The 23,407-nt window shown below is 68.2% G+C and carries 21 protein-coding genes; 13 read left to right on the top strand and 8 right to left on the bottom strand.

Going from position 1 to position 23,407, the window contains the following annotated elements; translation table 11 throughout:
• The first annotated feature begins 175 nt into the window (after positions 1-175).
• Complete coding sequence (locus ACT2FV_RS13420) at positions 176-673, top strand: lecithin retinol acyltransferase family protein (RefSeq protein ID WP_124901675.1); 498 nt, start codon at positions 176-178, stop codon at positions 671-673.
• 44 nt (positions 674-717) lie between these two features.
• Here ACT2FV_RS13420 and ACT2FV_RS13415 read toward each other — a convergent pair whose 3' ends face one another.
• From ACT2FV_RS13415 to ACT2FV_RS13400, 4 genes are all read right to left on the bottom strand, one after another.
• Positions 718-906 (bottom strand): hypothetical protein, encoded by a 189-nt coding sequence (locus tag ACT2FV_RS13415; protein WP_151048687.1) that lies wholly within the window; start codon positions 904-906, stop codon positions 718-720.
• A 45-nt stretch (positions 907-951) separates the two neighbouring features.
• Entirely contained in the window at positions 952-2,208 is a 1,257-nt protein-coding gene (locus ACT2FV_RS13410; protein WP_444504078.1) for a putative glycoside hydrolase, read from the bottom strand.
• A complete protein-coding gene (locus tag ACT2FV_RS13405) occupies positions 2,201-2,995 on the bottom strand; it encodes a polysaccharide deacetylase family protein (protein ID WP_444504077.1) in 795 nt (264 codons plus the stop codon). The genes ACT2FV_RS13410 and ACT2FV_RS13405 overlap by 8 nt, the downstream gene beginning before the upstream one ends.
• 118 nt (positions 2,996-3,113) lie before the next feature.
• Positions 3,114-4,049 (bottom strand): 1-phosphofructokinase family hexose kinase, encoded by a 936-nt coding sequence (locus ACT2FV_RS13400; protein WP_444504076.1) that lies wholly within the window; start codon positions 4,047-4,049, stop codon positions 3,114-3,116.
• A 208-nt stretch (positions 4,050-4,257) separates the two neighbouring features.
• Here ACT2FV_RS13400 and ACT2FV_RS13395 point away from each other — a divergent pair, with 208 nt between their 5' ends.
• Positions 4,258-6,054, top strand: coding sequence for an adenosylcobalamin-dependent ribonucleoside-diphosphate reductase (locus ACT2FV_RS13395; RefSeq protein ID WP_444504075.1), 1,797 nt, complete (start codon positions 4,258-4,260; stop codon positions 6,052-6,054).
• Positions 6,055-6,107: 53 nt separating this feature from the next.
• On the opposite strand, the gene ftsH is transcribed toward ACT2FV_RS13395, so the two are convergent.
• From ftsH to ACT2FV_RS13380, 3 genes are read right to left on the bottom strand one after another with little or no spacing between them, the layout of a single operon-like run.
• Positions 6,108-8,015, bottom strand: a complete 1,908-nt coding sequence (ftsH, locus tag ACT2FV_RS13390) for an ATP-dependent zinc metalloprotease FtsH (RefSeq protein WP_444504074.1) — start codon at positions 8,013-8,015, stop codon at positions 6,108-6,110.
• A gap of 33 nt (positions 8,016-8,048) precedes the next feature.
• Complete coding sequence (locus ACT2FV_RS13385; RefSeq protein WP_151048692.1) at positions 8,049-8,558, bottom strand: BCAM0308 family protein; 510 nt, start codon at positions 8,556-8,558, stop codon at positions 8,049-8,051.
• A 39-nt stretch (positions 8,559-8,597) separates the two neighbouring features.
• Positions 8,598-9,245: a BON domain-containing protein gene (locus tag ACT2FV_RS13380; protein ID WP_124625235.1), complete on the bottom strand. Its 648-nt coding sequence runs from the start codon at positions 9,243-9,245 to the stop codon at positions 8,598-8,600.
• A gap of 289 nt (positions 9,246-9,534) precedes the next feature.
• On the opposite strand from ACT2FV_RS13380, the gene ACT2FV_RS13375 reads away from it, so the two are divergent.
• The 10 genes from ACT2FV_RS13375 (at position 9,535) to ACT2FV_RS13330 (ending at position 21,217) form a co-directional block, all read left to right on the top strand.
• The gene (locus ACT2FV_RS13375; protein ID WP_059602737.1) at positions 9,535-9,723 is read left to right on the top strand and encodes a DUF2964 family protein; all 189 of its coding nucleotides are present in this window, start codon (positions 9,535-9,537) and stop codon (positions 9,721-9,723) included.
• A 222-nt stretch (positions 9,724-9,945) separates the two neighbouring features.
• Positions 9,946-11,439, top strand: coding sequence for an efflux transporter outer membrane subunit (locus ACT2FV_RS13370; RefSeq protein WP_444504073.1), 1,494 nt, complete (start codon positions 9,946-9,948; stop codon positions 11,437-11,439).
• The gene (locus tag ACT2FV_RS13365; RefSeq protein ID WP_444504072.1) at positions 11,436-12,509 is read left to right on the top strand and encodes an HlyD family secretion protein; all 1,074 of its coding nucleotides are present in this window, start codon (positions 11,436-11,438) and stop codon (positions 12,507-12,509) included. The genes ACT2FV_RS13370 and ACT2FV_RS13365 overlap by 4 nt, the downstream gene beginning before the upstream one ends.
• On the top strand, positions 12,506-15,328 hold the full coding sequence (gene rbbA, locus ACT2FV_RS13360) for a ribosome-associated ATPase/putative transporter RbbA (RefSeq protein ID WP_444504071.1): 2,823 nt from the start codon (positions 12,506-12,508) through the stop codon (positions 15,326-15,328). Before ACT2FV_RS13365 ends, rbbA begins: the two co-directional genes overlap by 4 nt.
• A 2-nt stretch (positions 15,329-15,330) precedes the next feature.
• Positions 15,331-16,455, top strand: a complete 1,125-nt coding sequence (locus tag ACT2FV_RS13355) for an ABC transporter permease (RefSeq protein WP_174907425.1) — start codon at positions 15,331-15,333, stop codon at positions 16,453-16,455.
• A 156-nt stretch (positions 16,456-16,611) separates the two neighbouring features.
• A complete protein-coding gene (locus tag ACT2FV_RS13350) occupies positions 16,612-16,833 on the top strand; it encodes a DUF2964 family protein (protein ID WP_151048012.1) in 222 nt (73 codons plus the stop codon).
• A complete protein-coding gene (locus ACT2FV_RS13345) occupies positions 16,830-17,966 on the top strand; it encodes an ABC transporter permease (RefSeq protein ID WP_124901629.1) in 1,137 nt (378 codons plus the stop codon). The genes ACT2FV_RS13350 and ACT2FV_RS13345 overlap by 4 nt, the downstream gene beginning before the upstream one ends.
• Positions 17,963-18,667, top strand: coding sequence for an ABC transporter ATP-binding protein (locus ACT2FV_RS13340; protein ID WP_174919943.1), 705 nt, complete (start codon positions 17,963-17,965; stop codon positions 18,665-18,667). The genes ACT2FV_RS13345 and ACT2FV_RS13340 overlap by 4 nt, the downstream gene beginning before the upstream one ends.
• The gene (locus ACT2FV_RS13335) at positions 18,664-19,749 is read left to right on the top strand and encodes an HlyD family secretion protein (RefSeq protein ID WP_174907427.1); all 1,086 of its coding nucleotides are present in this window, start codon (positions 18,664-18,666) and stop codon (positions 19,747-19,749) included. Before ACT2FV_RS13340 ends, ACT2FV_RS13335 begins: the two co-directional genes overlap by 4 nt.
• On the top strand, positions 19,727-21,217 hold the full coding sequence (locus tag ACT2FV_RS13330; protein ID WP_444504070.1) for an efflux transporter outer membrane subunit: 1,491 nt from the start codon (positions 19,727-19,729) through the stop codon (positions 21,215-21,217). Before ACT2FV_RS13335 ends, ACT2FV_RS13330 begins: the two co-directional genes overlap by 23 nt.
• A gap of 61 nt (positions 21,218-21,278) precedes the next feature.
• On the opposite strand, the gene ACT2FV_RS13325 is transcribed toward ACT2FV_RS13330, so the two are convergent.
• Entirely contained in the window at positions 21,279-21,728 is a 450-nt protein-coding gene (locus tag ACT2FV_RS13325; protein ID WP_444504069.1) for a hypothetical protein, read from the bottom strand.
• A 273-nt stretch (positions 21,729-22,001) separates the two neighbouring features.
• Between ACT2FV_RS13325 and ACT2FV_RS13320 the strand changes: the two genes are divergently transcribed.
• A complete protein-coding gene (locus ACT2FV_RS13320) occupies positions 22,002-23,405 on the top strand; it encodes an MBL fold metallo-hydrolase RNA specificity domain-containing protein (protein ID WP_444504068.1) in 1,404 nt (467 codons plus the stop codon).
• Positions 23,406-23,407: the final 2 nt, after the last annotated feature.

The raw sequence follows: 23,407 nt of genomic DNA, 5'->3' as shown, positions 1-23,407 counted from the left end.
CATGCCCCGTCGGAAATTTCCGACACGGCGGCCCGATGTCGGACAGCAAGTTCAGGCCACGCTGATTGTCCCGTGCGGCTTCACTGTCAATACTGGAGACGTGACAGGACGCAACGTGTTTCGCGGCCCGCGCGTGACTCTTCCGCCCCGCCGCCGCAGAACCGAGGAGCTCGCGATGATCGATTCGACCGCAGCGCACGCCGACGACGCCACGCTGGATGGCGAACCGCCGGTCGGTGCCCACCTCGTGACCCGCCGCCCCGGCTATCTCCATCACGGGATCTACATCGGCGACGGCAACGTGATTCACTACGCGGGATGGTCACGCCATGCGAGCGTCGGACCGGTCGAGGTCGTCACCCTGGACGGTTTCCGTGCCGGCTTCGGGTTCGCGGTCATTCGCCACGCGCGCACGCTGTACGACGGAACGGAAGCCGCGCGCCGCGCCGCCTCGCGCCTTGGCGAATGCCAATACCGGCTGCTCACGAACAACTGCGAGCATTTCTGCCTGTGGTGCCTGTTCGGTGTGGGGAGAAGCGAGCAGGTCGCGTCGTGCCTGCGCAACCCGGCGCACGGCATCGCGGTCGCCGTCATGCTGATGGCGTGCGTTCTGGCCGCGCGACTGCATCCGGCGATGGCCGGGCGCGAATGCCCGGCACGGTATTCGGCCTAGTATCGACGGCAGGGCCGTCGCTCAGTCATTCGTCGACTCGACCATCACCCGCGGCCCCGCAAGACGGCACGCGCACGCCCCCACCGTTTCGCCTGCGCGATCGCAATGCGGATCGCGCTGCCCTCGGTGCGCCCCTGCCGCAGCAGCGCGTTGGCAATCTCGATCGCCTTGCCGCGAACCGCCGGCGGCAGATTCCGCATCGAGGGCGGATAACGCTCGTCATTCCACGGCATGATCGATTCGACTCGTGCACGTTCGCGCCCGTCCGCACCTGCCGCTCAGCGCGGCAACGCGGCAGGATCGTAGCGATTGCGCGGATTCCACAGCATCCAGCCGTCCGTGCCCGCCGCATCGGCCGCATCGACCTGTGCGCGGATCTCGTCGGCATCGAACGGCCGGCGATCGAACGCATAGTCGCGAAACGCCTGGAGCCACGGCCGAAACCGGACACCGTCCAGTCCGGTCCGGCGCTTCGCCTCGGCCAGCGACCGTGCGACGATCTCGCCGGAATGTTCGGTGGGCTTCCGGCAGCCGGGCAAGCCCCACGTAAAGCCCGATGGATAGAGCATCGGCGACACATAGTCGACGACCGGTCCGAGCGCATCGAGCCGCTGCCCGATCGAGGTGTCGTCGCTGTTCCAGCAGACGTACCCGAAAATGTCCGCCGACACGTAGAGGTTGTACGGACGCAGCCGTTCCCGCGCACCGATCAGGAATCCGGTGATCGCCGCGACCCGGTTGGCCTCGGTATTGGCCTCGGCGAACCGGAGGCCGTTGGCGTCGGGAAAACGCAGGTAGTCGAACTGGATTTCGTCGAAACCCATGCGGGCGGCCTCTTCCGCGACGTCGTAGTTGTGTTGCCAGGCCGCGCGCGACGTCGGGTCGATCCAGCGCTGATGCTCGCGGTCCTGCCAGATCTCGCCGGCCGCATCGCGCACGGCCCACTCGGGATGAGCGCGAGCCAGCGGGTCGTCCTTGAACACGACGATGCGGGCAATCAGGTAGAGACCGCGCGCGTGGAACGTCCTCAGCAGATCCGGCAGATCTGGCGGACGAACGATGGCACCGGCGACATTGCTCGCGGCACCGGATATCTCACGCGCCAGGCTGCGATATGGCGTCACGCCGCTGTCGCCCTTCACGTCGATGACGAGCGCGTTGATCGCCGTCGTGTCCTGAAGGGACAGCGCCGCCTCGCGCAGCGTGCGGTCCGCGACGCCGTAAGCGGACAGATAGACGGCTTTCGGACGCATCGGGGTCATGCGGATCGTTTGTGCGCCCACGGCGGGTGCCAGTGTGACTTCGGTTCGCGCGTAGCCCGGCGCACGCACGCTCAGGCGTGTAACCGCCGCGTCGATCTCCAGTGAAAACGCGCCATCTCGATCCGCGGTACGGTTCGCGCCCGACGCATGGCCGATCGCGCCGGCCAGCGGGTGCCCGTTCGTCGCATCGACGACGGTGATCGTGACGGGCGCCGCGTGGGCGGCGAATCCGGCGAGCGACACGAGCAGACAGGCGATCAGGCGTTCAATCATGACTTCCCCCGGCGGTTCTCAGCAATCCGTTCATGCATCGTGTGTCGCAGGCGTCCGTCATCAGATAGCGCGGCAGCGCCATTGCCGGGTCGGTGACGCGCACGGGGCGCGCATCGAGCGTGAATGCCGCGATGTAGCCCTGGCGAGTGGCCAACTGGTCGGTCTGCGCATCATGGACGCCGAACGGCCAGGCCAGCATCCGGACCGGCTGGCCGGTTTCGGACTCGAGCCGTTCGCGCGACCGGCTCAACTGGAACGACACGAAGCGCAGATAGTCGTCCGGCGTGAGTCGGGCGCGTTCGGTGCGGAAATTCGGATGCCAGTACGTGTGGGACTCGATGTCGAACCCGCCGGACTGCCCGAGCATGCGCAACTGGTCCCATGTCATCGCATAGCTGGCGTTGGAAATGGCCGAGGGATAGATGAACAGCGTGACCGGCACGGGATGTGCAGCCAGCAATGGGCGCAGCACGTCGTAGACGGAGCGATGGCCGTCGTCGACGGTGATCGCGACCGCTCGCGCCGGCACGGCATCGGCCTGGCCGCCGTGCCAGCGCACGACGTCGGCGAGCGGCACGATGCGGTAGCCGTTCGCCTCGATCGCCTGAAGCTGGTGGCGGAACGTTTCGGTACGGACCGTCATCGAATCCAGTCGCGCGGTGGCGAACCGGTGGTAGACCAGGATCAGCACACGCTGGGATGGCGAATCGACGGTCGCGACGTCGGCGGACGAAACCGGCGGCACGCACGACAACAGGAGCAGGCAGGCGAGCAGGCGAAAGGCCATGGAAGATCTCGTGGAATGGCTGCCCCATTTTTCGCGATCGCGGCGCGAAAACCGCTGAGCCAGATCAACGATTGATCGTACGGGGACGCGATCGTGCGCGCGTCAGGCCGCCTGGTCGTCAGCTTGACTGCGCAACCAGTTCGGCATGAATCCGTTCGACGTCGTCGCGCGTGCACAGCGCCGTGCCCGGGTGCTCGACCGACGCAGCCGATGCCGCCAGCGCATAGCGGCACGCTTCGTCGAACGGCACGCCGCGCGCCAGCGCCCAGACCATGCCGCCGACGAAACTGTCGCCGGCGCCGACCGTGCTGCACACCGCTGCCGGCCTGCCGGGCAGGCGCAGCGCGCCGTCGCGCGTGACGACCCATGCGCCGCGCGCACCGAGCGTCAACGCGACGATGTCGGCTTGCCCGCGCGCCACGAGTTCGCTCGCCTTCCGGCATGCCGACGTGTCGTCGAGCGGTTCGCCGGCCAGCGCGCTCAGTTCGCCGAGACTGGGCTTCACGAGATGAACACCGGCCTCGAGGGCCGCTTGCAGCGCCCGGCCCGCCGCATCGACCACGACCCGGCTGCCCCTTGCCCGTGCCGTCCGCGCGAGCGTCGCATACAGGTCGTCGGGCGCGCCGGGCGGCAGGCTGCCGCTCAGCACGAGATAGCGCGGCGCAGGTTGCATGGCGTCGATGCGGGCTGCGCAGTCGCGCCACTCGGCCTCTGTGACCAACGGCCCCGGCATCAGAAACCGGTATTCGCGCCCGGTCGCGGTCTCGGTCACGCAGACGTTCTCTCGCGTCTCGCCGGCGATCCTGATGCGCACGGCCGGCAGGCGCTCGGCTTCCAGCAGCAGCGTCAATACGTCGCCGGTCGGCCCGCCTGCCAGGTACAGCGCGACGCAGTCGCCCCCGAGGCGGTGAATGGTTCGGGCGACGTTGATCCCGCCGCCGCCGGGGTCACGCCGCGGCCGTGCGCAGCGCAGCTTGTGCGTATCGACGATGTGCTCGACGGACGTCGCGACATCGACGGCCGGGTTCAAGGTAACGGTAACGATATCGGTCATGTGCGTGGTTCGCAGTCGATGGCTGGCGCGACGGCGCGGCGATTCGCGGCAACCGCCGCGTGCCGGCCGTGCCTCCACCTTACGTTCGACGCCGGTGACGGCGTTGACCGCCGTCAAGCGATGTCGCGAAGGGACACGGTTGCGCTCGATCAACGACACGTTCGGGCAGGCTCCTACAGTGAGTCATTCATCGTCGCCGAGCCCCGTCATGGACGAGCAGCCGCTTTGCACCACCGTGTTCGCCGAACGCTACGCGCAGCCCGGCGAGACGTCGCGCGCGGCCGTTTTCCATCGCGTCGCCCGTGCACTGTCGCTTGCCGAGCCGGCCGAGCTCCGTGCACAGGTGGAGCGCGCGTTTTTCGTGAACCTGCAGCGTGGCGCGATCGGCGCGGGCCGCATCCTCGCGAATGCCGGCGCGCATACCGGCGGCACGATGATCAATTGCTTCGTCCATCCGCTCGCGATTCCGGCGGACACGCCCGTTCATGGCCTCGACGCAGCGCTCGCGCATGCGCTCGACGACGCACGGGTCACGCTGGCGATGGGCGGCGGCATTGGCTACGACTTCTCGCCGGTACCGCCCGCCGACGCGTACGAACGGCGCCTGTCATCCGGGCGCGGCGCATGCGCGGCGATTGACCGCTTCGATACGATGTGCGGGGCGCTGCCGTTTTCCGGCCCGCGCCGGGGCGCGCAAATGGGCGTGCTGCGCTGCGATCATCCGGACCTCGTCGCATTCGTCGCGGCCAAGCGCGGACGCGCGCGCTGGCCGACGTTCAACCTGTCGGTCGGCGTCACCGACGCGTTCATGCAGGCGGTCCGGCACGACCTGCCATGGGCGCTCGTCCATCACGCACCGCCAGGCTACGTATCCGGCACACCGCCCCGGCGGCCGGACGGACGTTACCTTTACGCGACGGTTCAGGCCCGCACGCTCTGGCACGAGATCGTCAATGCCGCGCGCGACAGCGCCGAACCCGGGCTGCTGTTCCTCGACACGATCCGCGACGCGAATCCGCTGCGCGAGCACGAGCGGATCGACGCGACGAACCCGTGCGGCGAACAGCCGCTGCCGTCGTACGGCAGCTGTGTGCTCGGGCCGATCGACCTGTCGCGGTTCGTTCTACATCCGTTCGGTGTCGACAGGAAGCCGCGCTTCGACTTCGCGACACTCGCCGACGCGGTGCGCATCCAGGTCCGCATGCTCGACAACGTGCTCGACCTGACCGCGTGGCCGCTCGCCGCGCACGAGCACGAGGCGCGGCGGACACGGCGCATCGGGGTCGGCGTGACCGGGCTGGCCGACGCGCTGACGATGCTGCGGCTGCGCTACGACAGCGTGGAGGCACGCACGCTCGCACGCGGGATCGTGCTGACGATGCGCGAGCATGCGTTTGCCGCATCGGCCGCGCTTGCAGCCGAGCGCGGCGTGTTTCCGGCCTACGACCCGGCCGCCTATCTGACCGGGCCCGCATATCGCACGCTGTTGCCGCTGAAGGTGCATCACGCGATCGCGCGGCACGGGCTGCGCAACAGCCATCTGCTGTCGTTCGCGCCGGCCGGCAGCGTGAGCCTCGCGTTCTGCGACAACTGCTCGAACGGGATCGAGCCGGCCGTCGGCTGGACGCAGCGTCGCACGGTCCGCACCGCCGACGGGCAGGTCCGGTCGTTTCGTGCGGAGAATCACGCTTACCGGCTGTTCCGCGAGCTGCACGGCGAGAGCGTCAAGCTGCCGGGCTATTTCGTCACGGCCGCGGACATCGCGCCGGAGGATCATGTCGCGATGCTCGCGGCGCTGCAGCCGTGTGTCGACGCCGGCATCTCGAAGACCGTGACGATGCCCGGCCAGTGCTCGCTCGCGGAGGTCGACGCGTTGTTCTTCCAGGCGTGGCGCGACGGGCTCAAGGGCATCACGGTTTTCCGGCCCGATCCGCGGCTCGCGTCGGTTGTGACCGATGACGCGGCGCACGCGCGGCGCGACGGCCCTGTCTGCATCGGTTGTTGAACGATAACGATAGCCGACGGCAGGCGTCGGGCGCGATCGCGGCGGTCGTTCCTTCAGGCGGAGACGCCCGTGGTCGTTTCCGAGTCGGTTTCCGCCGGCCGGGGCTTGTCGCCGGCATCGTCCGCCGGCGCGATGAGCGCCACCAGCATGTCGTGATCGATCGATTCGTGCTGCAGCAAGCTGCGCGCGATCCGTTCGAGCGCATCGCGCTGCTCGCCGAGCGTTACCGTGACCCGCGCATGCGCATCCTCGAGCAGCGCGCGCACCTCTTCGTCGATCAGTTGCGCCGTGTGCTCGCTGCAGTGACCGTCGCCCGGCGTCCACACGCCCGGCGCCGCGCCCTGGCGTGCGCCATCGTCGAGCGTCACGAGGCCCACCTTCTCGCTCATTCCGTATTGCATCACCATGTGACGCGCCAGCGCGGTCGCCCGTTCGAGATCGTTCTGCGCGCCGGTCGACACGTCGCCGAATATGATCTCCTCGGCCACGCGTCCGCCGAGCAATACGTCGAGCCGATCAAGCAATTCGCTCCGGCGCAGCACGTAGCGATCCTCGGTCGGTACCTGCTGTGTGTAACCTAGCGCCGCGATTCCGCGCGGGATGATCGACACCTTCTTCACGGGATCGCAGTGCGCGCGGCTTTGCGCGACGAGCGCATGCCCCGACTCGTGGTACGCGATGGTCCGCTTTTCCTGTTCGTTCATCACGCGGCTCTTGCGCTCCATGCCGGTCATCGCGCGATCGATGGCTTCGTCGAAATCGGCCATCCCGATCGCGGGCTTGCCCAGTTCGGCCGCATGCAACGCGGCTTCGTTGACGACGTTCGCGAGATCGGCGCCGACGAAGCCCGGCGTGCGCTGCGCCAGCTCGGCCAGGTCGACTTCCGGCGCGAGCTTCACGTGCTTCGTATGCACGGCCAGGATCTGCTTGCGCCCGATCAGGTCCGGCCGGTCGATCGCGATGTGACGGTCGAAACGCCCGGGGCGCAGCAGCGCGGGATCCAGGATCTCCGGCCGGTTGGTCGCGGCCATGATGATGACGCCCGAATTGGCCTGAAAGCCGTCCATCTCGACGAGCAACTGGTTCAGCGTCTGCTCGCGCTCGTCGTTGCCCGACATCAGGCCGACACCGCGCGCCTTGCCGAGCGCATCGAGCTCGTCGATGAACACGATGCACGGCGCGCTCTGCTGGGCCTGCTCGAAGAGATCGCGCACACGCGCCGCGCCGACGCCGACGAACATCTCGACGAACGCCGAGCCGCTGATCGTGAAGAACGGCACCGCGGCCTCGCCGGCGACCGCACGGGCCAGCAGCGTCTTGCCGGTACCGGGCGCACCGACGATCAGCACGCCCTTCGGGATCTTGCCGCCGAGCCGCTGGTAGCGTTCGGGGTTGCGCAGGAACGCGACGATCTGCTGCAACTCGGCCTTCGCCTCGTCGATGCCCGCGATATCGTCGAACGTGATGCCGGTTTCCTTCTGCACGTACACGCGGGCGCGGCTTTTGCCCATGCCGCTCAGGTCCCTCATCCCGCCTGGCCTTCGCATCATGAAATTCCAGATCAGGACGAAGCCGATCAACGGGAATATCCATGACGCGAGCGTCCCGATCCAGCCCGTATCCGTCGCGCCGCGGTAGCGAATCCCGGCAGTCGTCAGCGTGGCGACCAGGCCTTCGTCGCTCACCCGATTCGTCGTGAAGCGCCACGGCGGGCCGGCTTCCTTCACCTCGGCCGCGTCGGACGCGGGCAGCGCGGCGCCGGCCGCCGGCATGCGCAGCGTGCCAGAGATCGACGATTGGCCGATCTCGAGATCGTCGACGAGCCGTGCGTCCACCAGGTGGTGAAAATCGCTGTAGGAAATCGACGTCGCCGCCGGCTGGCGCGCCAGCAGTTGAACCGCGACCAGCACGGCGAACGCGATCGGGATCAGCAACCCGGAGTAGTCGAATGATTTTTTCATGGGATCGAACCTGACCGGTGGACTACCACCCGCTCATGCGTCGTCGCGCTTCCAGTGCGCTCGCAGCACGTCCTCGCCGTCGCGATAGTTGATCTTGAGATCGCCGTGGTGCGCATGCAGCAACGCTTCGCCGAGGCGGCGGACCATATGCATGCCCGTCGTTCGAACGATGAGCGAATCGGCGGATTTCTCGATGTCCATGATGCGTTCGAGCGCGTGCTCGCTCGTCTCCAGATCGGCCTGACGCTCCAGCAACTCGAGAATCGTCGACCGGTGCGCGCGCAGATACTCGCCGTTCAACACCAGCTCGCCCGCTGGCACGTTTTCCCGCATGCGCTTGCAGGCCGGGCATTCGAGCTGGCGCCGGTCGAGCGTGGTCGCGGACCAGGTCCAGCGGCCCGCCTCGCAGACCGCGCCGCAGCCTTCGCAGATGTGGTCGCCTGTCGGCCGCTTCGGATCACGGTAACTGTCCTTCGTATGCGGCTGCATGCGCTTGTCGCGGCGCAGATGGTTTCGGCCGGGGCCGGTATGCGAACGGTTCATCGCTGTTTCTCCTGGTAGTAGACAGCACGTGCAAGCGGGTCAGGAAACGGTCAGCCGGTCGACGACCTGCCGGACCCCCTTCACCGACCCGGCCGCGCCGCATGCGGCGCGCTTTTCGGCCAGCGACGCGACCGTGCCCGTCAGCGTGACGATGCCGTCGGTTGCGTCGATCGAAATTCCCGCGGTTTCGCGCTGCGCACGACGCGCAAGCGCCTCGGCGATCCGGACGCCGACGTCCGGCACCGTATGGTCGGCGCGCACCCGGATGCGGTTCGCCACGCCGACGACGCCGATCATCCGGCTCACCATCGCTTCCGCTGCCCGGCTCTGATACGCATGATCGACTTCGCCGTCGAGCGTCACGCAGCCGTGATCGACCTCGACGCCGATCTTGTGATCGCGCAGCGCATCCTGCCATCCGAGCGCGAACGTGATTGCGATCGCCAGTTCCTGGTCCGCGCAGGCGTTCTCCGGCGGGTCGACATTCAGCTCGAGCACCAGCGCACGCGCATCGGCGATGTGCAGTGCCGTTTTCTGCGCCTCGAGCTTCTGGGCCCAGCTGTCGACCGTGCCGCGCAACGTCACGATCCGGTCGCGGACCTCGACGTCGATCCGGCGCGCATCGATCGCCGGATTCCAGAACAACGCCTGCTCGACATCCTGCTTGAGTACTGCATCGGACTTCATGTCGGTCTCCCGTCGGCCCGTGCCGGCCGCAAAGCTCGCGAGCGAATGCGTGCGACACCGTGTTCAGCATCGCCCACGGCCGCGCCGGCGGCTTGACGAGGATCAATCAAAGGCGGGCTGGCGGCAGAGTCTGGCGGGCAGGCGATGGCCGGTTTGCCCGTTGATGCAGATCAACCGCGCGACGAGGCGCGACGCGATCATGAATCCGCCGGCGTCGCGAAAACCGCAGCAACACGGACGTTTCGCATTTGTATGACCGTCGACGTCCACCGCTTTCCGGGAGACCGTCATGATCCACAAGCAGTACCGCATCATGCTCGCGACGCTCAGCGTGTTCATCGCGATTGCGTCGCTGGTCGGCATCGTTCACGGGATGCTGTTCGACGAGGAAGTGTTCCGGTACTCGATCGTCACGCTGATCTCCAGCATCCTCGCGTTCGTCGTGCTGCTCAATCTCAGGCCGGGCGACCGCCCGTGACGGGCACCGCGTGGTTCGGTCCGGCACGCCATCACGAAACCGGCCGAGGCACGCGGCGACCCGCGCGTCAAGCGAGGGGCCGCTCGAAACGCATTCCCGCCCGAGTGACACAGATCAAGGGGAAACCCGGCATTCGTCGGATATAAGTGAATCCGAATCGGCGACGCTTGGAGGGCTGCGCCATCCCGTATTCCTGCATTTTCGTATTCGACGAGGCATCCCATGCGCGCTGCCGCGCCTCCCGTTCGCTTTCATCCTGCCGCCATGCGGCGCCTGCGTGCCATTGCGCTCGCGGCGGGCATGGGGCTGCTGTCGGGCTGCCTGTCGCTTGCGCCACCGGACGAGCGTCCGGTCGCGCCGATTCCCGCATCCTTTCCGGATCCTTCCGCCGACGCGACAGCGGCGGCGCCCGTGCCCGAGTGGCAGGCTTACTTCGTCGACGCGCGCCTGCGCGCGTTGATCGGGCAGGCGCTCGCCAACAACCGGGATCTGCGCGCGGCGGTTGCACGCGTCGAGCAGGCTCGCGCGGTCTACGGCATCCGCAGCGCGGATCAATGGCCGACGATCGGTGCAGGCGCGGCCTATGCACGGTTTCGCACGCCGGGCGGCTTCCTCTCCCCGGCACCCGTCATCGGCCAGGTCTATGAAGTCCAGCTGGCCGAAACGCAATGGGAGATCGATTTCTGGGGCCGCGTGCGCAACCTGAAAGCAGCGGCGCTCCAGCGCTACCTCGCGAGTGATGCGGCCCGGCAGGCGGTGACGCTGAGCGTCGTCACCGGCGTAGCGGACGCGTATCTGACGCTGTGCGAGATCGACGAACGCATCGCGCTGACCCGCGCGACGATCGACACACGCCGTGAATCGCTGCGGATCTTCCGGCTCCGTCACGCGGCCGGCGCCATCTCGCGCCTCGACCTGACGCAATCGGAGATCCTGCTGCAGCAGGCGGAATCGCTCGGCGTCCAGTTGCAGCAAGCCCGCGCGGCGGCGGCCGATGCGCTGGCGTTGCTCGTCGGTGCGCCGCCCGCGCTGGCCGCCACGCCGCTCGCGCTCGACGACGGTGCGGTGCTGCCGTCGCTCGCCCCCGGCCTGCCTTCGTCGCTGCTGACCCGGCGTCCGGACGTGATCGCGGCGGAGCATGAACTCGACGCGACCCGCGCGAACATCGGCGCGGCGCGCGCGGCATTCTTTCCGCGCATCGCATTGACGAGCGCGATCGGTTCGGGAAGCAGCGCGCTGCATGACCTGCTGTCGTCCGGAGCGGGCGTGTGGTCGGTGATTCCCAACGTCACGCTGCCGCTCGTCGACGGCGGCCGCAACCGGTCGAATCTCGCGCTCTCGCACGCGCAACGCGACGAGGCGCTCGCGCAGTACGAGAAGACGCTGCAGCGCGCGTTCCGTGACGTGTCCGATGCGCTCGCGGCGCGCCACTGGCTGGCCGATCAGGTCGCCATCGAGCGCGCCACGCTGGCGTCGCAGGCCGAGCGGGCACGCCTCGCGAAGCTGCGCTACGACAGCGGAGCGACCCGCTTCCTCGAAGTGCTCGATGCGCAACGGGACCTGATGAACGCCGAGCAGCAACTGGTCATGACCCGTCGTGCGCTGCTCTCGAGCCGCGTCGCGCTGTACGGCGCGCTCGGCGGCGGCGTGATCGACACCGGCAAGACCGCCGCGGCAACGGCTCCCCTTTCGACAGACTCGGACAACACACCATGAAAACCATCCCGCGCCCTCTTCTGATCGGTGTCGGTGCGGCCGTGCTCGCGATCGGCCTCGCGTACTACGGGTGGACGCGCTGGCGCGACGGCCAGACGGATGCGGGGCTCGTCAGCGGCAACGGCCGCATCGAGGCGACCGAAATCGACGTCGCGACCAAGCTGCCGGGGCGCGTCACCGCCATGCTCGTCGACGAAGGCGACTTCGTGACGGCCGGCCAGCCGCTCGCGCGCATGGACGTCGTCGTCCTGCAGGCGCAGCTCGACGAGGCACGGGCGCGGGAGCAGCAGGCGGTGAACACCGCGGCGAGCGTCGACGCGCAGGTCGCGCAGCGCCGCAGCGACAAGGCCGCGGCCGCGGCCGTCGTCGTGCAACGGGAGAGCGAGCTGGACGCGGCCACGCGGCGGCTCGCGCGGTCCGAAACGCTGTCGCGCGACGGGGCGTCATCGATGCAGGAACTGGACGACGATCGCGCGCGCGCCGGCAGCCTGCGCGCGACGGTGAACGCCGCACGCGCCCAGGTGGAAGCGGCCCAGGCCGCCGTCGACGCAACCCGGGCCCAGCTCGTCGCGGCGCGCTCGGCCGTGACGGCCGCGCAGGCGACCGTGGCGCGCGTGCAGGCCGACATCTCGGACAGCGAACTGACGTCGCCGCGCGACGGGCGCGTCCAGTACCGGATTGCCGAGTCGGGCGAAGTCCTGCCGGCAGGCGGCAAGGTGCTCAACGTCGTCGACCTGTCCGACGTCTACATGACGTTCTTCCTGCCCGAAGCGGTCGTCGGCCGGGTCCCGCTCGGCGCCGACGTGCGGATCGTGCTCGATGCGGCACCGGAATACGTGATTCCCGCACGCGTGTCCTATGTGTCGAGCACCGCGCAGTTCACGCCGAAGACGGTCGAGACGGCCACCGAGCGGCAGAAGCTGATGTTCCGGGTCAAGGCGCGCATCGATCGCGATCTGTTGCAGCGCCACCTGAAACTCGTGAAGACCGGGTTGCCGGGCGTCGCGTGGCTGAAGACCGATCCGCACGCGGGCTGGCCGGATCGCCTCGCGATCAGGGTGCCGCAATGAATGCGACGACGCCCGTCGAGACGGATGCGGGATCGATCGACGGTTCGCCGGTGTCGGCCGAGCCGCGCATGGTCGCCCGGCTGTCCGGCGTCTCGCTGCGCTACGGCGACAAGTACGCGCTCGACGACGTGACCCTCGACATCCCCGCCGGCTGCATGATCGGGCTGATCGGGCCGGACGGCGTCGGCAAGTCGAGCCTGCTTGCGCTCGTGTCCGGCGCGCGCGCGATCCAGCAGGGCCGCGTATGGACGCTCGACGGCGACCTGTCGTCGCGCCGTCATCGCGCGCGAGTATGCCGGCGCATCGCCTACATGCCGCAAGGCCTCGGCCGGAACCTGTACGCGACGCTGTCGGTCGAGGAAAACCTGCAGTTCTTCGCGAGACTGTTCGGCCACGATGCCGCCGAGCGCCGCCGCCGGATCGACGCGCTGACGCGCAGCACCGGCCTGCAGCCGTTCCTGGATCGCCCGGCCGGCAAGCTGTCCGGCGGCATGAAGCAGAAACTCGGCCTGTGCTGCGCGTTGATCCATGATCCCGACCTGCTGATCCTGGACGAACCGACGACCGGCGTCGATCCGCTGTCGCGCGCGCAGTTCTGGGAGCTGATCGGACGCATTCGCGCCGCCCGCCCGGCGATGAGCGTGCTGGTCGCCACCGCGTACATGGACGAGGCTCGACGTTTCGACCGGCTGATCGCGATGGACGCGGGCCGCGTGCTGGCAACCGGCAGCCCCGGCGAGCTGCTCGAACGCACCGGTTGCGACACGCTGGAAGCCGCGTTCATCGCGTTGCTGCCGGAGGCCCGCCGGCGCGGACACCAGCCGGTCGTGATCGAGCCGTTCCAGCCTGATCAGGCGGCCGGCTACGCGATCGAGGCCGACGCGCTGACGATGCGGTTCGGCGATTTCGTCGCGGTCGACCACGTGAGCCTGCAGATCCGCCGCGGCGAAATCTTCGGCTTTCTCGGCTCCAACGGCTGCGGCAAGTCGACGACCATGAAGATGCTCACCGGCCTGCTGCCCGCGTCTGAAGGTACGGCGACGCTGTTCGGCCGGCCGATCACCGCGAACGACATCGACACGCGCAGGCGCGTCGGCTACATGTCGCAAGGGTTTTCGCTCTATGGCGAACTGACCGTCCGGCAAAACCTCGTGCTGCACGCGCGCCTGTTCGGCGTACCGGAACCGGATGTGCCCGCACGCGTGACCGAAATGATCGCGCGCTTCGGGCTCACGGACGCACTCGACGCGCTGCCCGAGCGCCTGCCGCTCGGGATGCGGCAGCGGCTGTCCCTCGCGGTGGCGATGGTGCACAAGCCCGAGCTGCTGATCCTGGACGAGCCGACGTCGGGCGTGGACCCGGTCGCGCGGGACGACTTCTGGCGGCTGATGATCGAGCTCGCGCGCAACGATCGCGTCACCATCTTCATTTCGACGCACTTCATGAACGAGGCCGCGCGGTGCGACCGCATCTCGCTGATGCATGCGGGCCGCGTGCTCGCGAGCGCCGCGCCCGAGGAACTGGTGCGCCTGCGCGGCGCGGCCACGCTCGAGGACGCGTTCATCGGCTACCTGAGCGACGCGCAGAAAGCGGATGGCGCGGGCGCTTCGGACGGCACGACGGCCGATGCGCCGTCCGACGCCGGCTGGCTCGCCGCGCCGCCCGCTGCGGCCGGCGCCGGCCATGCGGCCGCATGGTTCAGCCCGGCGCGCGCCGGCAGCTATCTGTGGCGCGAAGTGCTGGAACTGAGACGCGACCCGTTGCGCGCGACGCTGGCGCTGTTCGGCTCGCTCGTGCTGATGTGCGTGATCAGCATCGGGATCAGTCTCGACGTCGACAACCTGACGTTCGCGGTGCTCGACCGCGATCAGTCGATCCTGAGCCAGGACTATGCGCAGAATCTCGCCGGTTCCCGCTACTTCGTGCCGCGCGCACCGCTCGCGGACGACCGCGACATCGAGCGCCGCATGCGCAACGGCCAGCTGTCGCTCGCGCTCGAGATCCCGCCCGGTTTTGCGCGCGACGTCGCGCGCGGCCGCCGCGTGGAGATCGGCGCATGGGTCGACGGCGCGATGCCGATGCGCGCGGAGACGATCCGCGGCTACGTGGCCGGCATGCACGAAAACTGGCTGCGCGACCAGGCGAAGCGCCGGCTCGGCGTGTCGCTCGTCCCGGCCGTGGACATCGCGATCCGCTATCGCTACAACCCCGACGTCAAGAGCCTGCCGGCGATGATTCCGGCGATCATGCCGATGCTGCTGCTGATGCTGCCCGCGATGCTGACCGCGCTCGCCGTCGTGCGGGAACGCGAGCTAGGGTCGATCGTCAACCTCTACGTGACACCCGTCACGCGGGCCGAATTCCTGCTCGGCAAGCAGGCGCCGTACGTCATGCTGGCCATGTTGAACTTCCTGCTGATGGTCGTGCTGGCCGACGTCGTGTTCGGCGTGCGGATCAAGGGCAGTTTCGCGACGCTGGCGGCCGCGGTGCTGATATTCAACGTCGTGGCCACCGGCATCGGGCTGTTCGCGTCGACGTTCACCCGCAGCCAGATCGCCGCGATCTTCATGACGATCGTCGGCACGCTGATTCCAGTCGTGCAGTTTTCGGGCCTGCTCACGCCGCTGTCGTCGCTCGAGGGCAGCGGCAAGTGGATCGGCACCGTCTATCCGGCCACCTACATGCTCGCGATCAGCCGCGGCGTCTACAACAAGGCGCTCGGGCTGGCCGACCTGTCGTCCCAGTTCTGGCCGATGCTCGCGGCCGTGCCGGTCATCCTGTTCATGACCGGCGTGCTGTTGCGCAAGCAGGAGCGCTGACCATGTCCCGCCTGCTCGTCGTTTTCCGGCTCGGGGTCAAGGAACTGTGGAGCCTCGCTCGCGACCCGATCCTGCTCGCGCTCATCATCTATACGTTCAGCGCGTCGATCTACGTCGCCGCCACCGCCCGCCCGGAAACGCTGCACAAGGTGCCGATCGCGATCGTCGACGAGGATGCGTCGCCGCTGTCGGCGCGCATCGCGGCGGCGTTCTTCCCGCCGCAATTCGCACCGCCGCCGATCGTCGACGCCGGCGCGGCCGATCGCGGGCTGGACAACGGCGACTACACATTCTCGCTCGACATTCCGCCCGACTTCCAGCGAGACGTGCTCGCCGGCCGCCACGCGACGGTCCAGCTCAACGTCGATGCGACCCGCATGACGCAGGCGTTCACCGGCGGCGGTTACGTCCAGCAGATCGTGGCGGGCGAGATCGATGCCTTCGTGCGGCGCCACCGTGGCACGTCCTTGCCGCCCGTCGATCTCGCGATGCGGATGCGCTTCAACCCGAATCTCGACGAAGTCTGGTTCGGCGCGCTGATGGAGCTGATCAACAACGTGACGATGCTGTCGATGATCCTCACCGGGGCCGCACTGATTCGCGAGCGCGAGCACGGCACGATCGAGCATCTGCTCGTCATGCCGGTGACCGCGGCGGAAATCATGCTCGCGAAGGTCTGGTCGATGGGGCTTGTCGTCGCGGCGGCGGCAGTTGCGTCGCTGACGCTCGTCGTGGGCGGCGCGCTGCACGTGCCGATTCCCGGGTCCGTGCCGCTGTTCGTGGCCGGCATGGCGTTGCACCTGTTCGCGACCACGTCGATGGGGATCTTTCTCGCGACGCTTGTGCGCAGCATGCCGCAGTTCGGCATGCTGCTCGTCCTCGTGCTGCTGCCGCTGCAACTACTGTCGGGCGGACTGACGCCGCGCGAAAGCATGCCGCCCGTCGTGCAGGACATCATGCTGGCCGCGCCGACCACCCATTTCGTCGAGCTCGCGCAGCGCATCCTGTATCGCGGCGCCGGGCTCGATGCGGTGTGGACCCAGTTTGCCGCGCTGTTCGCGATCGGCTGCGTGCTGTTCCTGCTGTCGCTCACGCGATTCCGCAAGACGATTGGTCAGATGACTTGATCGACGAGTCGCGCCCGTGACACCGGAATTTGTCCGTTGATACAGATCAATCGTGCCGGAGCGCGGCACGCGATCATGACGCCATGTCTTGCGCAACCAGTGGCAGCTACGTTGACGGCAACGCCGTCCACGGCGGCCGCTTCCCGGGAGAACGTCATGATGGGCCTGCCATACCGAAGCGCGCTTGCGACGCTCTGCGTGTTCATCGCGCTCGCTTCGCTGCTGGGCGTCGTGCATGCGATGCTGATCGACGAGACGGTCGTTCCGTACGCGATCATTGCGCTGGTGTCGGGCATCGTCGCGTTCATCGCGCAGCTCGATCCCGCGTCGTCCGGACATCAGCGGCACGGACCGAACGCGCTGGATTCGTCATCGTGAACGGTATCCTCCGTCTCGCGTTCAAGCTGCTCGTCAACGACAGTGCGAAATTCACGGCGTTGACCGTCGGCATCACCTTCTCGGTGCTGCTGATGATCGAGATGACGTCGCTATTCGCCGGCATCCTGAACAAGTCGTCGGCGTCGGTCATCAATATTGGCGCGAAGGTCTGGGTGATGGACCCGGCCGTGAAGACGATCGCGAACAGCATCGGCATGCCCGACTACGTGCTCGACGCCGTGCGCAGCATCGACGGCGTCAAGTATGCGGTGCCGCTTTATTCCGGCGGCGCGCTCGTCAAGCTGCGTTCCGGCACCTACCAGGCCGTGACGGTCGTCGGCCTCGACGACGCCAGCCTGTTCGGCCGCCCGACGATGCTGCAGGGCCGCATCGAGGACATCTACGCGGAAAACGGCTTCATCGCGATTCAGGATCCCGAGTTTCGGAAGCTCGAGAATCCGTCCGTCGGCACCGATTTCGAGTTGAACGATCATCGCGGCGTAATCGTCGGCATCGCGAAGGTCGCCGCGAGCGGCCTGTTCGGCACGCCGACGCTCTACACCACGTACGCGCGCGCGATCCGCTACATTCCGTCGCCGCGCTTCACGACCTCGTACATCCTCGTCGAGCCGAAGTCCGATGCGGACGTTGCACACATCAAGGCGGTGGTGACGTCGCTCGGCTATCGCGCGTACACGCGCGACGAATTCATCGCGCAGATCGCGCGCTTCTACAAGTACGAGACGGGCCTCGGCACCAACATCATGCTGATGACGATCATCAGCTTCATCATCGGCCTGTCGATTTCAGGGCAGACGTTCTACGCGTTCATCCTCGAGAACCTGGACAAGTTCGGCGCGCTGAAGGCGATCGGCGCGAAGAGCCGCGAGCTGGTCGCGATGATCCTGTTCCAGGCGACCTTCACCGCGCTGACCGGCTACGGTATCGGCGTCGGGCTGTGCGTGCTGATGATCACGGTCGCCAAGCTGAGGATTCCGGACTACGCGGCGCTCATCACTTACGGCAACCTGTCGCTCGCGTTCGGCATGGTGGTCGTGATCGCAACGATCTCGAGCTATCTCGGCGTGCGGCGCGTGCTGCGCATCGAGCCGTTCGACATCTTCCGGGGCTGACGATGGCCGGCATCGCGATCGACGCGCGCGGCGTCAGCAAATGGTTCGGCGAAGGCGATGCACGCACGCAGGCGCTGCGCGACGTATCGATCCAGGCGAACTTCGGCGAGATGCTGCTGATCGTCGGGCCGTCCGGTAGCGGCAAGACAACGCTGCTCAGCGTGATCTCGGGCATCCTGCGGCCGGATGACGGCTCAGTGTCGATCGACGGCGTCGATCTGTGGGCGCAGTCGAACGATTCGATCGCCGATTTCCGGCTGAACCGGATCGGCTTTGTGTTCCAGGACTACCACCTGTTCCCGCGGCTCACGACCGCGGAAAACGTCGCGATCCCGCTGATCCTGAAGCGCCGGCCGTGGGATGACGCGATCAAGGAAGCGCACACGTACCTGGATGTCGTCGGGCTCGCGAACCGCGCGCAACTGCCGCCCGTCAAGCTGTCCGGCGGCGAGCAGCAGCGCGTCGCGATCGCGCGCGCGATCGTCAGCCAGCCCGACCTGCTGATCCTCGACGAGCCCACCGCGTCGCTCGACGGGGACACGGGCCGAATGATCATCGACTTCGTCAAGCACAAGGTGCTGAGCGACACGCGCTGCATCGTGATCGTCACGCACGACGCGCGGATCTTCGAATACGCGGATCGCATCCTGCGGATGGAAGACGGCAGGCTGAACGGGATCGAGCGCGGAGGTGCGCGATGAAGCACCGCCTCGTGTTCGTGCTGGCCGTGCTCGGCTTCCTGGCAAGCGTCGCCGCCGCGTGGTTCTACAGCCGCCAGGAGCCGCCGCAGCCGCCGGTATTCAAGCCGGCCGCCAATCCGTACGCGCGCGGCGTCTATGCGAACGGCATCGTCGAGAGCGAGCAACCGGCCGGCGCGAACGTGAACGTCTATCCGGACGTCTCGGGCGCAGTGACGCGCATCCTCGTGCACGACGGCGATCCGGTGAAGGCCGGCGACGCGTTGCTGACGATCGACGACGCGGTACAGCGCGCCACCGCCGCCCAGCTCGCGGCGCAGGCCGACGCGGCCGTCGCCCTGCTCGACGAACTGAAGGCGCAGCCGCGCCGCGAGGTGCTCGACGTGGCCAGTGCGCAGACCGCGGCCGCGCAGGCGAGCCTGAAGCTCGCCCAGGACCAGTACGACAAGCAGCGGCACGCGTACGACATCGATCCGAAGGCGGTGAGCCGCGACGCGCTCGACACGGCCGCGAACGCGGTGCGCGTCGCGGCGGCCAACCTGGACGTCGTGACGCGGCAGTATCGCCTGACGAAAGCCGGCGCCTGGGGCTACGACGTGCGCAACCAGGAAGCGCAGGCCATCGCGCTGCGACGCGCGGCGGATGCGGCGGCCGCCCTGCTCGCCCGCTACACGCTGCGCGCGCCGGCCGACGGGACCGTTCTGGCGATGAACGCGGCGGTCGGGGCCTACCTGAACTCGCAGGGGCTCTACGACACCTATACGCGCGGCAGCACACCGGTCGTGGTGCTCGGCACACCGGCCGACCAGCTGCAGGTGCGCTGCTACATCGACGAAATCCTGATCCACCAGCTACCCGACCTGCATGCGTTGAAGGCGCACATGTTCGTGCGCGGCACGTCGGTCGAGGCCGACCTTCAGTTCGTGCGCGTGCAGCCGTACGTCACGCCGAAGATCGAGCTGTCCGACCAGCGCACCGAGCGCGTCGACGTGCGCGTGCTGCCGGTCATTTTCCGTATCGTGCCGAACAGGAACGTGCGGCTGTTTCCCGGGCAGATCGTCGATGTCTACGTCGCAGGCAAATAACGGAGCGCGTCGCGCACCCGCGCTGCGCCGCGGAGCCGGCGCGCTGGCCGTCGCCGTGCTGCTCGCCGGATGCACGGTCGGGCCGAATTTCGTCCCGCCGCACGCGCCGCGCGTCGCGCACTTCGTGCCGCCCGACGATCCGGGCGCGGCGTCCGGCCCCTGGACCGGCGATGGACGGACGCAGGCCTTGTCGGCGGACACGGCGCTCACGCGCGACTGGTGGACGCGCTTCGGCAGCCGCGCGATCGACTTGACCGTCGACGAAGCACTGACCGGCAGCCCGACGCTCGATCTCGCCGAAGCGACGCTGCGGCGCAGCGAGCACGCGCTGCGGGCCGGCCAGGGGATCTTCTTTCCGCAGGTGGATGCACAGGCCGGCGCGTCGCGCCAGCGCGCCACGCCGCTGCGCACCGGCCAGGCATTGCCGGCATCGATCTTCAACCTGTTCACGCTGTCGGCGACGGTCAGCTACACGCTCGACCTGTGGGGCGGCGAACGGCGCCAGGTCGAAGCGCTCAAGGCCGACGTCGATGCGCAACGGCAGGCGCTGGCGGGCGCGTATCTGATGCTGACCGCGAACGTCGTCAATACGATGGTCGCGCGCGCGGCCTATCACGACGAAGCCGCGGCGACGCGCGAGATGATCGGCCTGCTCGACGAGCAGATTCGTCTGACGCGCGTACAGGTGGCGGCCGGCGCGGCGGCCTACGTCGCGGTGCTGACGCTGGAATCGCAGCGGGCATCGCTCGAGGCGACGCTGCCCGCGCTCGACCAGAAGCGTGCGCAGGCCGACGATCTGCTCGCGCTGCTGGCCGGCCGCTACCCGGTCGACTGGCGGACGCCGGATCTGTCGCTCGACGGGATCGAATTGCCCGCCAGCCTGCCGGACACGGCGCCGTCGTCGCTGGTGCGCCGCCGCCCCGACATTCTGCGGGCCGAAGCCGAACTGCACGTGGCCAGCGCGCAGGTCGGTGTCGCGACGGCCGCGCTCTACCCGAACCTCACGCTGTCCGCATCGGGCGGGTTCGAAAGCGTCGTCGCCGGCACGCTGTTCGCGCCGGCCAGCCGCGCATGGAGTGTCGGCGCCGGGCTCGCCGCGCCGATCTTTCATGGCGGCACGCTGCTGAACCAGCGGCGCGCCGCGCAGGATGCGTACGACGAAGCCGATGCGACCTATCGGCAGGTCGTCCTGTCGGCGTTCTCGCAGGTGGCCGACACGTTGCGCGCGCTTGCGAACGACGCGGCGGCGCTCGATGCGCAGGCGCGCGCAATGGCCGCGGCCCGTGACGCGCTGAAACTCACGCAGGCCGGTTACGACGCGGGGATCGCCGGCTACGTCCAGTTGCTGGTCGCCGACGTGCAATACCATCAGGCGCGGATTGCGTGGCTGCAAACGGTCGCGCAGCGCCTGCAGGACACGGTCGCGTTCTACGTCGCGCTCGGCGGCGGCTGGGGCGACGCGGGCTGACACGCGCGCCGCACGGGCATTCAGCTCCGTTTCAGGCCCATTCGAGCCCGTCTGGCCCCATTCAGCCCGTCTGCGCCGCGACGTCGGGCCGCGGCCACGGCGGCAATTCCGCCCAGCCGAGCGGCCCGTAGACGGTGCCGCCGGCGGCCTCGATCCTTTCGACGAACGTGGCGAGCGTCGCCCCGGCCGGCACGGTCAGCGTCAACGCATCGACGAAATCCTCGCTGCGCAGCCATGGCGCCGCGCCGTGGTTGATCTGCTGGACGCTCCACGCATGCCCGTGCCGCCCGGCCTCGGGCGGCAAAAGACTCGGCGCGTCGAACGCGACCCGGAGCAATTGCGCGCGCGAATCGCTGTACGGCGGTTTCGCGGCATTCTGGTACGGCACGTCCGCCCAGCGCTCGCCGCACTGCTCGTCGAGCGGCAAGATTGTGAACCACGCCCACGGCGAGCGGACGAAGCACAGCCGGTAAAGGGGCCCGGCGCCATCCAGATTGGCGATCAACGTCATGATGGGTTCATCCCGAAAGACTCGTGATGCCGATACGCATCGCGCGCACGGCATGCGCGGATAACGGGTCACGACACGACACCGCATGCGCGCACGAAATCACTATCCTGCCGCCGCCGCGGCTCAAGGTTGATCGTCGTCAAACCGGGCGCCGTCGGGGAATCTCGCCCGGACGGCATGGTGATCCCTCAATTCCTGATTTCGGTCAACCGCTGCCCGCGCGTTCGGAATCTAATCGACTTACTGTTCCGTCGACTTCCGGTGAGGCAATCCATGAAACTGACATTTCTCGGCGCGACCGAAACGGTGACCGGCTCGAAGTATCTGGTCGAGCACGGCAGCCGGCGCGTCCTGGTCGATTGCGGCCTGTTCCAGGGGACGAAGAACCTGCGGCTGCGCAACTGGCAAGCGCTACCGCTCGCGCCCGACACGCTGGATGCGGTCGTGCTCACGCACGCGCACATCGATCACACCGGCTATCTTCCGGTGCTGGCACGCGAAGGCTATCGCGGGCCGGTGTACTGCACGGCGGCCACGGCCGAACTCTGCGACATCATGCTGCGCGACAGCGCGCGGCTGCAGGAAGAGGAAGCCGACTTCGCGAACCGGCACGGTTACTCGAAGCATCATCCGGCGCAGCCGCTCTACACGCTGGACGACGCGCAGCGCGCGCTACGCCTGCTGAAGCCCGTCGCCTTCGACGAATGCACGGCGCTGGGCGGCAGTCTGTCGTTCCGCCTGCTACCGGCCGGGCACATCCTCGGCGCGGCGAGCGTCGTGATGCACTGGGATCACAAGGTGCTCGCGTTCTCGGGCGATCTCGGCCGGTATCACGACCCGATCATGCAGCCGCCGCGCCCGCCCGCGCATGCGGACTATCTGGTCGTGGAATCGACATACGGCGACCGGCTCCATCCGACGTCGGATCCCGAGAACGAACTGGCCGCGATGTTCGACAAGACCTTCGCGCGCGGCGGGGTCGTCGTGATGCCCTGCTTCACCGTCGGCCGCGCGCAGGAAATCCTGCACTACATCGCGCGGCTCAAGGCGTCCGGCCGCATGGCGCGCGTCCCGGTGTTCCTCGACAGCCCGATGGCGACGGACGTGACCGAGATCTATCGTCACCATATCCTCGAGCACCGCCTGACCGTCTCCGACGCGAATGCGCTCGGCCACGCGGCGACGATGATCCGCTCGGTCGACCAGTCGAAGGCGATTGCCGAACACCACGGCCCGATGGTCATCATCGCCGGCAGCGGGATGGCGACGGGCGGGCGCGTGCTGCATCACCTGACCCGCTATGCGCCCGATGCGCGCAACACGATCGCGCTGGTCGGCTACCAGGCCGCCGGCACGCGCGGCGCGGCGCTGGCGGCGCACGAGCCGACGGTGAAGATTCATGGCGAGTACGTTCGCGTGCGCGCTCAGGTCGAGTCGATCACGACGCTGTCGGCCCATGGCGACTACGAAGAGATTCTGAAGTGGCTCGGCACGATGCAGTGCGCGCCCGTGCGGACGTTCGTCACGCATGGCGAACCCGCTGCTGCGGACGCCATGCGCCGGCGCATCTCGGAGAGCCTGCACTGGCGGTGCGAGGTGCCGACCTACGGGCAGTGCGTCGATCTGGACGAGGCTGAATCAAGCAACACGCAGGAACCCGCCGCGCTGTCGTCCTGACT

The organism is Burkholderia sp. PR2, from assembly GCF_052372875.1.
GTDB lineage: Bacteria > Pseudomonadota > Gammaproteobacteria > Burkholderiales > Burkholderiaceae > Burkholderia > Burkholderia diffusa.
The sequence above is the reverse complement of the archived record's forward strand: the minus strand, read 5'-3'. Positions and strand labels throughout refer to the sequence as shown.